17 protein-coding genes are annotated in these 14,274 nt (G+C 58.1%); 5 read left to right on the top strand and 12 right to left on the bottom strand.

From position 1 onward, the window contains the following. The first annotated feature begins 194 nt into the window (after positions 1–194). From HY282_17220 to HY282_17205, 4 genes are read left to right on the top strand one after another with little or no spacing between them, the layout of a single operon-like run. On the top strand, positions 195–779 hold the full coding sequence (locus HY282_17220; protein MBI3805492.1) for a sigma-70 family RNA polymerase sigma factor: 585 nt from the start codon (positions 195–197) through the stop codon (positions 777–779). A gap of 13 nt (positions 780–792) precedes the next feature. Beyond that, a complete protein-coding gene (locus tag HY282_17215) occupies positions 793–1,314 on the top strand; it encodes a zf-HC2 domain-containing protein (GenBank protein ID MBI3805491.1) in 522 nt (173 codons plus the stop codon). After that, positions 1,314–1,640 (top strand): hypothetical protein, encoded by a 327-nt coding sequence (locus HY282_17210; GenBank protein ID MBI3805490.1) that lies wholly within the window; start codon positions 1,314–1,316, stop codon positions 1,638–1,640. Before HY282_17215 ends, HY282_17210 begins: the two co-directional genes overlap by 1 nt. After that, the gene (locus tag HY282_17205; GenBank protein MBI3805489.1) at positions 1,637–2,116 is read left to right on the top strand and encodes a DUF3106 domain-containing protein; all 480 of its coding nucleotides are present in this window, start codon (positions 1,637–1,639) and stop codon (positions 2,114–2,116) included. Before HY282_17210 ends, HY282_17205 begins: the two co-directional genes overlap by 4 nt. Positions 2,117–2,143: 27 nt before the next feature. Here HY282_17205 and HY282_17200 read toward each other — a convergent pair whose 3' ends face one another. From HY282_17200 to HY282_17175, 6 genes are all read right to left on the bottom strand, one after another. Beyond that, positions 2,144–2,356 (bottom strand): SPW repeat protein, encoded by a 213-nt coding sequence (locus tag HY282_17200; GenBank protein MBI3805488.1) that lies wholly within the window; start codon positions 2,354–2,356, stop codon positions 2,144–2,146. A gap of 33 nt (positions 2,357–2,389) precedes the next feature. Then, a complete protein-coding gene (locus tag HY282_17195) occupies positions 2,390–2,605 on the bottom strand; it encodes a hypothetical protein (GenBank protein ID MBI3805487.1) in 216 nt (71 codons plus the stop codon). After that, the gene (locus HY282_17190) at positions 2,605–2,763 is read right to left on the bottom strand and encodes a cbb3-type cytochrome oxidase assembly protein (GenBank protein ID MBI3805486.1); all 159 of its coding nucleotides are present in this window, start codon (positions 2,761–2,763) and stop codon (positions 2,605–2,607) included. The genes HY282_17195 and HY282_17190 overlap by 1 nt, the downstream gene beginning before the upstream one ends. A 7-nt stretch (positions 2,764–2,770) precedes the next feature. After that, positions 2,771–5,533 carry a cbb3-type cytochrome c oxidase subunit I gene (locus HY282_17185; protein ID MBI3805485.1) on the bottom strand — a complete coding sequence of 921 codons (2,763 nt, stop codon included), beginning with the start codon at positions 5,531–5,533 and terminating at the stop codon, positions 2,771–2,773. Positions 5,534–5,916: 383 nt separating this feature from the next. Further along, positions 5,917–6,300: a prepilin-type N-terminal cleavage/methylation domain-containing protein gene (locus HY282_17180; GenBank protein ID MBI3805484.1), complete on the bottom strand. Its 384-nt coding sequence runs from the start codon at positions 6,298–6,300 to the stop codon at positions 5,917–5,919. A 304-nt stretch (positions 6,301–6,604) separates the two neighbouring features. Then, on the bottom strand, positions 6,605–6,802 hold the full coding sequence (locus HY282_17175; protein MBI3805483.1) for a hypothetical protein: 198 nt from the start codon (positions 6,800–6,802) through the stop codon (positions 6,605–6,607). Between the two features lie 133 nt (positions 6,803–6,935). On the opposite strand from HY282_17175, the gene HY282_17170 reads away from it, so the two are divergent. Continuing rightward, a complete protein-coding gene (locus HY282_17170; GenBank protein MBI3805482.1) occupies positions 6,936–7,895 on the top strand; it encodes a hypothetical protein in 960 nt (319 codons plus the stop codon). Here HY282_17170 and HY282_17165 read toward each other — a convergent pair whose 3' ends face one another. From HY282_17165 to rhaD, 6 genes are all read right to left on the bottom strand, one after another. Further along, positions 7,896–8,216, bottom strand: coding sequence for an antibiotic biosynthesis monooxygenase (locus HY282_17165; GenBank protein MBI3805481.1), 321 nt, complete (start codon positions 8,214–8,216; stop codon positions 7,896–7,898). Between the two features lie 69 nt (positions 8,217–8,285). Next, positions 8,286–9,389, bottom strand: a complete 1,104-nt coding sequence (locus HY282_17160) for a ribonuclease Z (GenBank protein ID MBI3805480.1) — start codon at positions 9,387–9,389, stop codon at positions 8,286–8,288. A gap of 35 nt (positions 9,390–9,424) precedes the next feature. Beyond that, positions 9,425–10,333 (bottom strand): NAD-dependent epimerase/dehydratase family protein, encoded by a 909-nt coding sequence (locus HY282_17155; protein ID MBI3805479.1) that lies wholly within the window; start codon positions 10,331–10,333, stop codon positions 9,425–9,427. Between the two features lie 103 nt (positions 10,334–10,436). Beyond that, positions 10,437–11,420 (bottom strand): hypothetical protein, encoded by a 984-nt coding sequence (locus tag HY282_17150; protein MBI3805478.1) that lies wholly within the window; start codon positions 11,418–11,420, stop codon positions 10,437–10,439. Positions 11,421–11,707: 287 nt separating this feature from the next. Then, positions 11,708–11,893 (bottom strand): hypothetical protein, encoded by a 186-nt coding sequence (locus HY282_17145; GenBank protein ID MBI3805477.1) that lies wholly within the window; start codon positions 11,891–11,893, stop codon positions 11,708–11,710. 35 nt (positions 11,894–11,928) lie between these two features. Further along, positions 11,929–13,989 carry a bifunctional rhamnulose-1-phosphate aldolase/short-chain dehydrogenase gene (gene rhaD / locus HY282_17140; GenBank protein MBI3805476.1) on the bottom strand — a complete coding sequence of 687 codons (2,061 nt, stop codon included), beginning with the start codon at positions 13,987–13,989 and terminating at the stop codon, positions 11,929–11,931. Positions 13,990–14,274: the final 285 nt, after the last annotated feature.

Here is a 14,274-nt window from a genome sequence, read left to right as displayed (position 1 = left end):
AAGGTTGACGGCCTGTCAACCTTTTCCGGAAACACCCGTCTAATCATCCAGGAGGAAAAGAAATGTCCCTCTCTTTGACCCGATCCGCTCCAAGCCTATTCGAATTGACAAGAGGCATCCCGCCCGTTTATTCTCTCCGAGATGGTATATCCCGGCGGCCAGCGCCGGCGCCGTTACGAGGGAAAGAGAGGGAATTGATCTCGGATGAAGATTTAATTATCCGGCTGAAGGGAGGAGATTCGGCGGCCTTCGACCTGTTGGTTGAGCGTTATCAACGGCAGGCGTATGGGATCGCGTATCAGATGGTGGGTCATCAGGAAGATGCCAGGGATCTCTCCCAAGAAGCCTTTATTCGGATCTACGAAGGGATCGACTCCTTCCGCGGCGCATCGCGGTTCTATACCTGGTTCTACCGCATCTTGGTCAATCTTTGCCTCGACCACCTTCGGCGTCGCTCTCTTCGCAATCGGTTTTTTCGCTTTTTTTCGGGAAAGGAAACCGATGACGGCGGCGCTGAAGACGCTCTTCCGGAGGTCGCCGAGGAGCGCGGCTTCGGAAATCCGGAACGAGGCCTGGTGGATAAAGAATTCCGCCTGGCGCTGCGTGCGGCGCTCACCACCCTCTCGCCCCAGCAGCGGGCCGTCTTTCTCCTTCGCAACAATCATGATCTTTTGACATCGGAGATTGCCGAAATTTTGGGCACCTCGGAAGGAACGGTCAAGACCCATCTCTTCCGCGCGGTCCGGATGCTGCGAGAGAGGTTATCGGACTTTAAATGAATGAGCGACGGCCATGATCGACGACCGCTGTAATCAGCACCGCGAAGCGCTTCCCCTCTATCTTTACGGAGCGCTCCCCCCACCGCGGCGCGATGAAATTTCTGCGCATCTCTCAACCTGTCCGGGCTGCTCGGCGGCGGCCGACCGGCTCCGGCAGTGGCAGGAACAGATCCGCGAGGCCTCCCGGGTCGACCCTCCCCCTTCTTTCTGGCAGGACTACCGGCGGACGCTGAGGGGGCGGATCCCCGAAAAGCGAAACCGGTTTGCCAAGCGATTTGGGCGATTTGAATGGACATCGCGTCCGGCGTTCGTGGCCATGATGGGACTGCTGCTCGTCGGGGCGGTGGCACTCTGGCTCACCCCCAAACCGCATTCGACCCAGCGCCTCGTCCCGGTCGTCGAACACCCGGAGGCGGCGGAGACGCTCGACCTGGTTCAAAATTTGGGGATGTTCGAAAACCTGACCCTGTTGGAGGAAATGGATGCGCTGGAGGAGAGCGACACCGGTCTGGAGACGGAGCGGACGGTCGAGTGATGCGACAGGCGATTGCGCTATTTCTGGGACTGCTTCTCTCGCTCTTCTTCACCCCCGCGGGGGCGGAGGAGAGCGCTGCTCCAAAAACGCGTTCAGAGGCGCCGGCCGCGAATTCCAGCCGGACAAAAGCAAACAAAGAGCCACCCCCGGAGGAGGTAATTCAAAACCTGGAGCTTCTCCAAAACCTCCCCCTTTTGAAGGAGATCGATTTATTCAAAGAGATGCCGGCTCGCGATAAAAAGAGCGCATGCGCCGAGACGTCCCCCGGCTGCTCGAAGCAAGGCCCCCCCTCACGGACGAAGGGGGATGGAGAGGCAAGCAAATGAGATCGAATCGATGTTGGAGATTACTGATTCTCTTCTGGATCGCGATTTTCTTCTTCGGAGCGCCGGTTTCAGCGGAGGAGGAGGGCAACCGCGCTCCCAAACAGTGGGAGACGCTCTCGCCGCAAGAGCAGCAACAGGTGCTGAAAAACTATGAAACGTGGAAGCGGCTCTCCCTGGAGGAGCAGCACCGGGTCCAAGAAAATCTCGAACAGCTCCACAAGATGTCGTCTGAAGAGCGGGGACGGATTCGAGAAAACTACCGCCGCTTTCAAAAACTCCCCCCCGATCGCCAGGCGCAATTACGAAAGCGATTCGACCGAGTCAAACATCTCTCCCCGGAAGAGCGCGCACAGCTTCAGGAGCGGATCAAAGCCCGACGGGAGCAACGAGAGAAAAAAGGGGTCAAAGAGAATGCATCCCGCCCCAGACGCGAACCTCCGGGACAGCCGCCGCACTCTCGGCCCGAAAAACGCTAGCGCTCTCCGTCCCTACGAAATCTCCGATTAGGTTCGCCGTCGCCGCTCCACCTGAGAAAGCGGCTCGTCGATCTTTCTTCGCGGAACCGAAAAGCCGACCACGCTCGTAATCACGAGCAGCATGATCCCGACCACTTCGCTGTTCCAAAATTCGGCTGTGTTGTAGGTATACCGGAAGAGGAAAGGCGAGACGACCAGCCAGATCCCCACAATCAAATTAAGATAAACGAATACTTTCACGGAACGCTCCCTTCGTCATCGGCGCCGCCCCGCTCATCCCGACCAATAGCGGACAATGTAGTAAATGGCCCAGAGAATGAGCGAGAGATAAACGACCTTCAGCCAGAGGGGAACGATGCCGACCCGCTCCACAATCCCAGAGGCATATTCATAATCTTGGTGAAGGTGCTGATCCTTCTCCAGGCCGATCTTTTCGACCAGCCGGTGTCCCTCCTCTTTTCTTCGGGCAGAGCTTTTTCTAAATCGCATCAGCGCTTCTCCTTGCCGACCTCGTTCTCAAGCATCCGGCGGGCGGTCTCTTCCGGCTCACGGAACTGTCCATCCCGTATCGCCCAGAGAAAAACAAACCAGGCGGCGATCGAAATCAACATTCCAACCAGATAATTGATCCAGGTGATCTCCATCATCTTCCCTTCATTTTTGTTGTGCTGCCTGAACCGGCGGACCGGCCCGCAGCCGCTCCAACTCCTTCTCCCCGGCGTTCTGTCGAAGCGACTGAACGAAGTGAACGACATCCCAGATCTGTTGCAGCGTCAGCCGTTCGGCGAAGGCTTCCATCGGTGTCCCTCCGACGCCGTTCATGACGACGGTGAAGAGGTGCCGCGCATCGTGTCCGAGCTTCACCCCTCCCTTGGCCCCTGCCGGCAGGGTGAAGTTCGCCGGCCGGACCGGATTTCCCCAGACATCGCGCAGAATCGGCGCCAATGGGCCGTCTCCTTTTCCCTCCGCCCCGTGGCAGCCGAGGCACCCCGCCTGCGCAAAGACCTGCCTTCCCCGCTCGACGGCCGCCGCATCCGGCGCCGGCTCCGCCGGGATGACGACCGGGAGAGAAACCGCCTCTTTCCGCCATCGGTCGGAAAAGGTTTTAATGTATTGAATTACCGCTCCCCGCTCCAGCTCCGAGATCTCATACCAGGGCGGCATTGCCGTTCCCCACAAGCCGTGGGTGATGGTTTGATAAAGGTCGGCATCGAGCGGGAGCGAATCTTTCCCCGCCGTAGAACGGAATTTGAAGAAGCCGCGCGTAAAATTGCGCGGCTTCGGGTTTAAAAACGGCGCCGACGCGCCGTTTCCGTCTCCCTTCTCACCGTGGCAGCCGATGCAGCGGCGCTTGTAGACCTCTTTCCCGATGTCGAGCACTTTTTCATTCGGCGCCAACGCCGACCCGGCGGCAAGCTGGGTCGGATGAAACGACTCCCGCCAATCGCCGATTTGGGTTCCGAGCTTTTGAATATAGGCCACGAGGGCCTTTCCCTCCTCGGTCAGCTGCGGCGCGCCGTTGGCGTCGGTCCCTTGATACAGCCAATGGAAAGACGGCATGACCGAGTCGGGAACGACCTGGCGGGGATCCCAATGATGCGCGATGTGCCAATCGTCTCCGTATTTTCTCCCGATGCGCGTCAGATCGGGCCCGATGCGGCGCGTTCCGAAGAGATGCGGAATATCATAGGTATACTCCCCCGCCTGGGAGACCGGCCCCCATCGGTTCTCCTCCCCGGTGACGGGACGGATATATTGCGAATGGCAATACCAACATCCCTCTCGAATATAAACACGACGCCCGAGCTGCTCCTGGGGGGTATAGTCGGTCGGGAGAATCTCCACCCCGTTCATCGATCGGACCGGCAATCGGTATTCGGAGTGGAAGGCGATCGGAACGATCCATTGGATAACGATCGCCAGGAGAAAGAACGCGACCCCGGCCAAAAGAATGATCGCCGAGGGGCGTTCCAACGGACCGGACGAATGCAAGGGGGCGCGTGCCGGCACGGTGGGACGCTGCGGTGCCGGCACCGATTCGGCCAAGACTCCTTCTCGCGCGCTTCTCCAGAGATTGTAGAAGAAGAGGCCCGACCCGATGTCCATCGTCACCCCGGTCAGCGTCCGGGCGATCCACCAGGGCTTTAGCTCCGCAACGCTGTCGACGAAGTTCGCCCCATATTCGAGCATCGCCCCCTGAATAAACCCCATTGCCGTCAGCACTACCGCCATCAGGGAAAATCCGATGACGGTCAGCCAGAAATGCCAGCTCGCCAGCCGCCAGCTCCAGAGCTCTCGGCCGGTGATCCGCGGCCAGATGTAGTAAAGTCCTCCGGTCACCCAGAGGATAAATGTGCCGAAGACGGTCATGTGAGAATGGGCAATAACAAAGTCGCTGAAATGGGTCAGCTGTTGCATCCGCCGAAGCGCTTCGACCGAACCTTGAAAGCAGCCGAGGAAGTAAAAGATCGCCCCGACGATGAAGAACTTCGTTGCATAGTCGGAGGCGCGACGGCCGGCCAGCAGGTGCCATTTCCCCGACATCGTTCCGAAAAAATTCGTCGTCACCGTCCAGACCGGAATGATCAGAAGGACCCCGTAGGCGATGGCGACCGTCTGCGTCCAGGCCGCGATCGGGCTATAAAGGTAGTGATGAATCCCAAGAAAGGGATAGAGAAACGCGATGCTCCAAAAACCGATGAGCGAAAGCTTGTGCGAATAGAGCGGATTCCGGGCTGCGCTTGGGAGGAAGTAGTAGATCAATGCCAACCCGGCCGGCGTGATCCACAGACCGACGACATAGTGGATGTAAAGGCCATGCAATGCCGCGCTGTTCACACCGTTGACCCAATAAGGGAGGATGAAGTTTCCCAACGGATAATTCATCGCCGTCCAGATCAGCGCCGCCATCGTGTACCAGAGGGCGACATAAACCCTTTTCTCACGCCGCCGGAAGACCGTTCCATACACCTGGATCGTGATGAGGATCAGCGCGATCATGATCAGAACGCCGACCCAGACCGGATATTCTCCTGCTTCGATCCCTTTGTTAAATCCGGCCATCAACGAAACGGTCCCGAGGGCAATGGCGATATTCCAGATCCAGAAGGTGATCGTGCTCCACGCTTCTTTGTAGAGCCGAACCCCGCAGATCTTCGGGACGAAATAATAGACGAGGGTGAAAAATCCGGTCGAGAAAGCGCCGAAAATCACCCCGTTCACATGGATCGGCCTCAGCCGGCCGAACGACAGCCACGCGATGTTGCCGAGGAACTCCGGATTGTGAAATTTGATTGAAACCAGTACGCCGTCGATCGGAAAGAGGGTGAGCCAGAACAACGTCGCATACGCCCAGCGTTTCACGAGCGCATTGTTCACCAACGGTTCTTCGAGACGGCTCTCCCTCTCCGCTTCCATGCGATGATATAACCTCAATTCTGTAAGCGCCTTAACCGATCGGCCGGTCGACGGCTCGGAGGCTAATCGCCGATTGATTCAATCGGATTGCATGCATCAATCCAATCGCAAGAATGGGACCAGAAGAGATGGATCGTCCGCTCGCCGCTACGGAGCGATTTTCTTGCCCGGCGACGAAGAGTAATGCGGTATACGGAAAGGGTCTGCAAAAAAGCTGCATCAAACGATAGGTGATTTACACAGGAGGGAAAGCACGATTACATGTACAGCGGACCGAAAAAACGATTCAGGAGGATGCAGGGAGAATCGAAGGGGATCACCCTTATTTGCTTCGAGCCTGATCGATTTGTATTGAAGAATGGATCCCGGGTGAGATGCGAACCTTAGGAAGTATAAGAGGATGGATTCACGTCGGTGATCGATTTGTTCTGATCGATGGTCCAAACGTCACCTGTAATACGTCCTGCCATCCCTGTCGCTCTGGCGGTAAAGGTATTCGCGGTGAGGCCGGTCAATGTATAAGAATACCGGCGGGTTCCTTCGGTCGCAAAGCCGATCTCGATCAATGTCGCCCCGGCATATCCGGTATGCTCGGTCGAATAGATCATCATCCCGGTGAAAATGGCGTCGAGATTCGCCCGTGCTTCCGCCTGTTGCGATCTCGCCTGATAGTTCAGCATACTTGGAATGGCGATCGAAGCCAAGATACCGACAATGGCCACCACAATCATTAACTCAATTAATGTAAAGCCCTTTTGATTTTTCATCCGCCCAAACATGCCGACCTCCCTCGAATACCATTGAGGACTTGAGTTCACTCTTGGGAAAGCAGGTTCTATGCCATCCGGACGGAACGAAATTTACTTTATTTTAAAAGGACTTCTATTTCATCGACCGATTAAGATTTATCGTTCGGCGCATAGAATGTCCATCCCTCTTAAGAAAATGACACTTTTTGTCAACGTGCCTCCATTAGAAGAGACAGGACATGCCGTATCGGTCGGGAGCCGGTTTGGCTAAAACGCCAATTTCGGAAATCGCACTCCTTTCTCCGGCAGAGTCTCTGAAATTTTAAGGACCCACTCCCACAGCGGCCGATAGCGCTCCATCGGCATCGACCGGAATAATCTCCCGATTGGTCTCTCCCCGCCGCCCCTCCGAGACGAAAAAGCAGAGCGCCTCCGGGGAAAGCCGATTGAGGGTGAAGGTGGCGGCGGCCGGATCGCTTCCGATAGAAATAATCAGTCCCTTCATGGATGGCGGTGTCATGAGAACCTCTCAGGCGATTGACAAAGAATCCCGATTTCGATTAACGTTCGATCGATGCGCGATGCCTCTCTTGAAATGCGGATGAACACGTGCATTTGAAGCATCACTGAAGATTTCATTGAGGAGGACAGGGATGTCTAACGCAATCGAGCAGCTCCGTTCAGGGTTGATCGTCGGCCATGTCGGTCTCGGCACCTACCGCGGCGTGCCGGGAAATGTCGGGCAGGAGGTCCATGATGGAGACACGATTCGCGCCCGCGCGATCGGCGATTTCGGCGTCCGCTTTCTGGGAGTCGATGCGCCCGAAATCAGCTTTACCCTCCCTGGAGAGAAAACCTTTACCGGACTCGCCGACCCAAAATGGGAGGCCTTCTTAAGCGATCCATTCAACCCCGGCCTTCCCCGCTTTAAACCGGCGCTCGACCCCGGGCTGCGCGCCTATCTCGAATCGCATGTCGGACCCGGCACGGCGCTGAATCATTACCGGCTCGCCTCAGCCGCAGAGGTGGCGCTCGAGCAGGAGGTCACCGCCGACGTTGCCGCCCTTGGAAAAACCGAAGAGACCTTCCAATTTCTTCTGTTCTTCTCCCACGAGGTGATGGATCGATACGGCCGGATGCTGGCCTTCATCAATCGGTTCGAACCGGCGAAAACGGAGACGCCGCGTCCGCTCACTTATAACGAACGGCTCCTGAAGACCGCTCTGATTACCCCCTATTTTATCTGGCCGAACATCAATCCGTTCCGCCGGCAGGGAAGCATCACCCAGGCCGTCATTCCACCCGGCAAAGCGAATCAAATCGCAACGAAGGAGAAGAGCCTGGCCGACGCCCGGAGGTGGATCGAGGATGCGCGGCAGAATCAGATCGGAATCTTCGATCCGAACGATCCGCTCCGGCTCCTCCCCTTCGAGCTTCGCTTTCTCTCTCAGCGACGGCCGCCCGAGCGGTGGGCCATCGATCTGAGCAAAAACGACGACCTTCTCATTCGACCGCAGAACTATTACACCATCCCGAATATGGAAGACCGCCTTTTCATCCCGGAAGAGTATGTACCCCTCTTTGTGGAAGCAGGTTGGAAGCGACAGGAGTGATTAGATTTTGCCTTTCTCCGATCGCCCTTCCGAGAGCGATTCGAAGATCTGGATCTGCGGGACGCCGGCGACCAAATCAGGCACCTGCTTCAGCAGGCTTTGAATGTGCGGGGTGGCCATGTGCTGATCGATCGCCTCTTTGGATGCCCAGCGCTCGATAGAGATAAAAAGGGCCGGGTCCTCGACCGCCCGGTGAAGCAGATACCGGAGACAGCCCGGCTCGTTGTAGGTCGGGGCGATGATCGCCCGCCATGCCTTCTCCAGCGCCGCCTCTTTTCCCGGTTTTGCCTTTGCCTGCACGATCACCGTCAACTCCGACATCGCCTCGCCTCCTTTATTGGTATTCGCCTCCCGGAATCGGCTGATTTTAATCTTCGACGGTGATCAGTGTCAATCTTCAAACGGGAGCGGGTCGTTTGGGCCGCTGTCGTCGGCCCCGGCGGCGCGATTCGACGCCTCATTCATCCTTCCGCTCACCTTTCCTTTAAATGCCTCCCGCACCTCTTGGAAGTGGCGCTCTCCCTCTCCATTGTATTTCGCCGAAAAGTGAAAGGGAGCGACTTCTTTTACACCGGCGTCGCGGGCGAGCAGCCCCGCCTGGGCGGTGGTGAGATGGTACTTCTCCGCGGCGCGATCGGCATCTTCTTGGAGGAATGCGGACTCGATAAAAAGGATGTCGGAGCCGCGCACCAGATCAATAATTCTCCGCGCGTTCTCGGAATGGTAGACGACATCGGTCACATAGCTGATTTTCTGGCCGGGCGCGATTTGGATGATCTCCCGCTTGAGCGCCCCAAGGGGGCGCCGGCACTCTTCAATAACACCCTCTCGGGCGCCGTCGCGCTTCCACCAAATGCGAAAGGGAAGGTCGTCGGGCTCATTTCGCAAGATTGCATCCTTTAGCTCCTTAAGCCACGGTCCGACCGGCAGCCCCTGCGCTTCTAATCGGTTCTTTAAAATGTTGATGTGGACTTTTTCTTCAAGCGTATAACCGAGGGAGGGAATTTTATGATCGAGGTGGACAGATCGCACACGGAATCCCGGCTCATCGACCAACACCCCCTCGGAAAAATGGGCGATCACCGTCTCCTCGCGGCGAAAGCCGGAGCGGGTTCGGAAACGGGTCGTCTTTCGCTCTTGCTCGTCGACCTCGGTAACGATGACGTGAAAGTCGGCGGGATAATTCTCGACCAAGTTCCAGGTATATCCGGAGAGCTTATGAGAGACCTGATCGGTGATCCCGAGCGGGCCGAAGAGGTGGAGCGCCTTCTCCCGGCCGAGACAAATCCGGAGCATCTGATCGAAGCCGATGAAGTGGTCCATATGGGCGTGGGTGATGAAGACATGGCTGGTCTTCAACAACATCCGGGCGGAGAGCGGCCGGAGGTCTCCCAGGTCGAAGAGAAGCCCCCGCCGCTCGAAGAGGAGCGACACATAGAGACCGGGATCGCCGAACGGATCGTGGACCAAGCGGGGATGAAAAAGGGGCTTCATGGCATTCGATTGCGTCGCCTCCGCACGTCGCTGCGCTACCCCCCTGCCTTGAACGCCCGATAGAGCGCATCGGCCTCGGCAACGAGGGAGCGATGGCGCGGCTGCCATCCGAGCAGCTGCTCGGCCCGCGTTCCGGAGACCTCCTGATCCAACGCCAGCGCGTCGGCCAGAGCTCCCATCTGTTTTCTCGCCTCCTCCAGCGGGGTCGTATTCACCTTGCCGTAGCCGCCGGCCGCGGCGCTGAGCGCTTCTGCGATCGCGCGCAGCGTCAACCGGGAGCCGTCGGTCGCGTTGAAGAGCTGTCCCGCCGGGGCCCGCTCCACGCAACGGACATAGAGATCGGCAAGATCGTCTCGATGGACGAGCGGCCAATGGTTCCGGCCCTCCCCGACAATCCGAACCGCCTTCTCCTTTTCGGCGGAGGCCATCAGCATCGCCAAGAGCCCGCCGGCTCCTCCATAGACCAGCCCGGGGCGGACGATGCAGGGGGTCACCCCGCGTCCGGCCGATTCCAGGACCATCCGCTCCACCGCAGGCCGCCAGGCGACGATCGGCGCCGCCTGATCGGTCGTGGCGCTCTCATCGACAAACCGGCCGCCGGTGTCTCCCAACACCCAAGCCCCGCTGGTATAGATAAATCGGCTCCGTCCCTTCGACTGCGAAAGGGGATCGAGCACCGCCGAGACCCACTGCTGGTCGATCTTCCCGCCGTCGGCAGACATCTCCGCCGCCGTATGGACGATGGCGTCGACTTCGGCCGTCAACGGAATCAACGGGCCCGGCTTTTTGATATCCCCCTCCACCGCCTTGGCGCCGAATCGTTCTACGAGCTTTGCCTTCTCCGGAGTCCTTACCAGCGCCGTCACCGCATGACCGGCCCGGCAAAGCGCCGCCACCACCGCATTTCCAACATATCCCGATCCACCCGTCACGAAGACTCTCATCACTACCTCCACCGCTTAGCATTCAAAAGACCGAAGCCAGAATTCAGAATTATTATTTTATTCTGGACTTCTGCCTTCTCATTTCCGCCTCCTGCTTTTGCCCCTACTTCATCTTCTGAATATCCCCTTTTAGGTTCGTCAGGAGCTTTTCCTTCTCTGATTGAATTCCTGCCTCGGCGGCCGGGCCGTCCCTTTGAACCTGTCGGACCAGCGCGCTGAATTGGGCGTCATGCGCCTCCGCTTGGCCCTTTCCCAATTTCTGGGAGATCGCATTCCGCAGACCCGACTCCCCGTAAATTCGGGAGTGCGTCGTCATCACCTTCGTCATCGCCCCGGTCTTCTTTCCTTCTTTCCATTTTTCGAGCGCCTGATCGAGCGAGCTGCGCACCTCGTTCAACACCTCCATCCAATCTTTGTCCGGCACCTCGGTCAGATTCGCCTCTTTCGGCGCTTTGCCTGTTAAGTTGAAATCGACCGAAACCGCTTCCGCCCCCACCGTGATCGACCGGCTCCCCGCCTTGATCTCCTCTCCGGTCAGCCGCGGATGCCACGCCTCGATCTGGTAGGTGCCGGCCGGCACCTTTGGGATTGAATACTTTCCCTCTTTTCCGACCGCCGCATAATATTGGGAGGGTGAAACGAAAACCAGCCCCCGCATCTGCGGGTGAATCTTGCACCGAAGCATCACCGCTCCCGGCTTATCGAAAATAACCGTTTTGGTGTCCCCTTGATTATGGATGCCGACGTCGAAGCGGTTGCCGGGGGTCGTCGAGTGAATATTGTGCATCTCGTTATCCTTGTTCTCAAAGAGGATGGTGGAACCGACCGGCACCGCCGTGAAAAAGGGTTTAAACTCCAAATCTTCTTGTTGAATCGTGACCTGCTTCGGCGGCACCCGCGCCGGTTTTGAGCCGGTCGCTTTTAGATAGACCACCGCTCCCTCTCCCGGATCCGAGCCGATTTTGACAATTCCATCAACCGTTCCCGCCGCTGCATTTGCCGGAAGCTGTAGTGAGATAAAGCAAAAGGCGAGGATCGAGATCCCCCACCGCCGAATCCCTTTTTGACTCAGATACACTTTCATCATAACTCCTTTATCTCCCCTCTGAAAAGACCATCGAGCAACAATAATCTTAAGCGGAAAAAAGTTCAAGGGGCCCTAGAGGTTTGGCACTCTCATTCGGACATCTGGAAGTGCAGATGGGTAAGGCTGGACGGAGAAAAGCGACTGAGATCACGAAGGTAGACCCAGAACACCTTCTCTGGGGGAACCAGCAATGAGAAGGCGACACAGAGTCCCACCCGACGGTTCAGCATCTGGGAAGATATATGATATTAATGATGAAAAAGAGGGAGGAAAAACCGCTTTCGCTCTTACGGCAGTCCAAATCGGGTCCTCATGATCGTACGAATGATCTTCGTCGTTTTCATAGAATCTTCTGCGGCCGCGCGATCGGCCCGACGACCCGGATAACGAGAGGCGATGCCGAAGACACTCAAACGGGCCAGTGGCTCCCGATGCGGCTTTCGTTCTTGGAGTTGCCCTTCAGAAATGTTCAACAACACGACCCGATCATGCGTCTTCGGGAAAGCAATTACCTCGGAAAGGCCTCTCGTACCCCCCCATCCACCGGAATCATCGCGCCGGTCGTTTTGGCGGCGCGGTCGGAGGCGAGGAAGAGGACCGATTCGGCGACGTCGCGGGCGGTGATCTTGGTCTGCAGCAGGTTTCGCTTGGCGTAAAAATCCTCGACCTGCTCCACCGGGATGCCGTGGGCGCGCGCCCGCTCCTCCCGCACCTCTTTCGACCAGAGGCCGGAATTCTCGAAAACCCCATCGGGGTTGACCATGTTCACCCGAATGCCGGCCGACGCGTTCTCGATTGCCATGATCCGGGCGAGCTGCGCCTGCGCCGCTTTGGAGGCGGAGTAGGCGCCGAAGTCTTTTCCGGGGGCCAACAGGTTCTTGGTTGCCACGACGACGATCGATCCGCCGATCCCCTGCTCCTTCATCACGCGCAGCGCCGATTGGGAGGTGAGAAAATGGCCGGTCGCATTGACGGCGAGCGACGTCTCCCAGTCGGCCAGCGACAGCCGATCGACCGGAGCGGTCTTCGCCACCCCGGCGTTGGAGATGAAGATATCAAGCCCGCCGTAAGCAAGGACCGCCTGCTCGAATCCGCGGCGGACGCTCTTCTCATCGGTCACATCCATCGCCACCGCCGTTGCGTTCGCCTCCCCCGCTTTTTGATTGATTTCATCGACCAGCGCCTGACTTTTCTTCAAGTCGATGTCGGTCAGCACCACCATCGCCCCCGCCTCTACAAATGCAGTTGCGATCGCCCGCCCGATCCCGCCGGCGCCGCCGGTGACGAGCACGATCCTTCGGGAAAATTCTTTCTCGGGCGGCAGGAGGGTCAGCTTAAAGTTCTCCATCGGCCAATATTCAAAATCGCAGATCTCGCGGGTCGTAATCGACCGGTACGCGTCAATTCCGGAGGCCGCCTGGATCACCGACAGCGTATGAACGTAGAGATCGCGCGGAATCCGCGTCGCCCGGCGGTCCTTCCCGGTGGTGAACATCCCGAGGCCCGGAATGAGGACGACGCGCGGATTCGGATCGAGCATCGTTACCCCGGCGGTTTTGTACTTTTCGAAATAGGCGGCATACCGCTGCCGATAGGCCTCGGCCCCCTTCCGAATCTTCTCCCGGAGCTTCTCGGGATCGCCCGGATTTTTTGTGTCGACGAAAAGAGGCCACGGCTTGGTATGCATCAAGTGATCGGGGGTAAACGGACCGATCTGCGTCAGCCGCTTCGCCTCCTCCGATCCGGCAAACTTCAACACCGCCGGCGCATCTTCATATTGCAGCACCATCCGCTTCTTCCGGCTCACCTCGCCGCGGAGGGTCGGCGCGACTTCGGCTGCCACCGCATGTCGTTCTGCATGCGAAAGCGCCGGGACCTTCAATCCCCCCAAGACCAACTTCCCCCGTCCCTGCTTCGCCGCATACCGCTCCGCTTGGGTCACCATCGAAATGGTCAGATCATACGCCTCCCGGGCGGTATCGCCCCAGGTAATCAGGCCATGCTTATCGAGAATGATCGCCTTGAGCCCCGGATTCTTCTGGTACGCCTCGCCGACCCATTTCGACAGGAGAAATCCCGGCCGGATGTAATCGACGACCGCCACCCCTTGGCCATAGACCGCCTCGACGACCCCCGGACTGTCGGGCGTGTCGGTCAGGGCGCAGATCGCATCGGCATGGGTGTGATAGATATGGGGAGAGGGGAGGAACGCATGCAGGAGGGTTTCAATCGACGGTTTCGGAGCGCCCGGCTCCAGAACCGATTTCATCTGATAGGCGACCATCTCCTCATCGGTCATCGCTTCCCGCTTCATCAAAGGGAGAAGGTCGTCGAGGCGAAGCGGCGTAAACTGTTTGGCGGTGATCGTCTTCATATCCGATCCGCTCCCTTTGATCCAGAGGAGCCGGACCGGCGCGCCGGTGTGATCCGTCCCCTCCACCTTGATCGACGAATTCCCCCCGCCCCATAACACCAAATTGGGATTCGCCCCGATGATCCGGGAGGTATAAACAACCAGATCGACCCCCGCCAATCCTTTCGCATCCCGATCCGACCAAAGACTCTCCATGAATCCTCCGCAAGAAGAAAGTAAAAAATAATCGCCTATGGTAGCGGAGGAAGAGAAGGTGTGTCAAGGAGAAGAGAAGACGGAGGGATGGCCTTAAAGGAGAAGGATGTCGATTCAGACACACTGCTCTTGACCTCACTGCCTAAGGTCGTGGGGTTTTACCCCACCCCCCACCGTGGGGGCCGACTGCCCGGCCCCCTCCGGCCTCCCCGTGCAGCCGGGGGGAGATCCCCCCCGCTCCCCCCTTACGGTCACAACTTGTACCACGCGCGGGAGAGCACCGCG

The sequence above is a fragment of the Candidatus Manganitrophaceae bacterium genome, from assembly GCA_016200325.1.
In the GTDB taxonomy this organism is placed as follows: Bacteria; Nitrospirota; Nitrospiria; order SBBL01; family Manganitrophaceae; genus Manganitrophus.
Note: the sequence above shows the minus strand (reverse complement) of the source record. Positions and strands in the feature narration are given on the sequence as shown.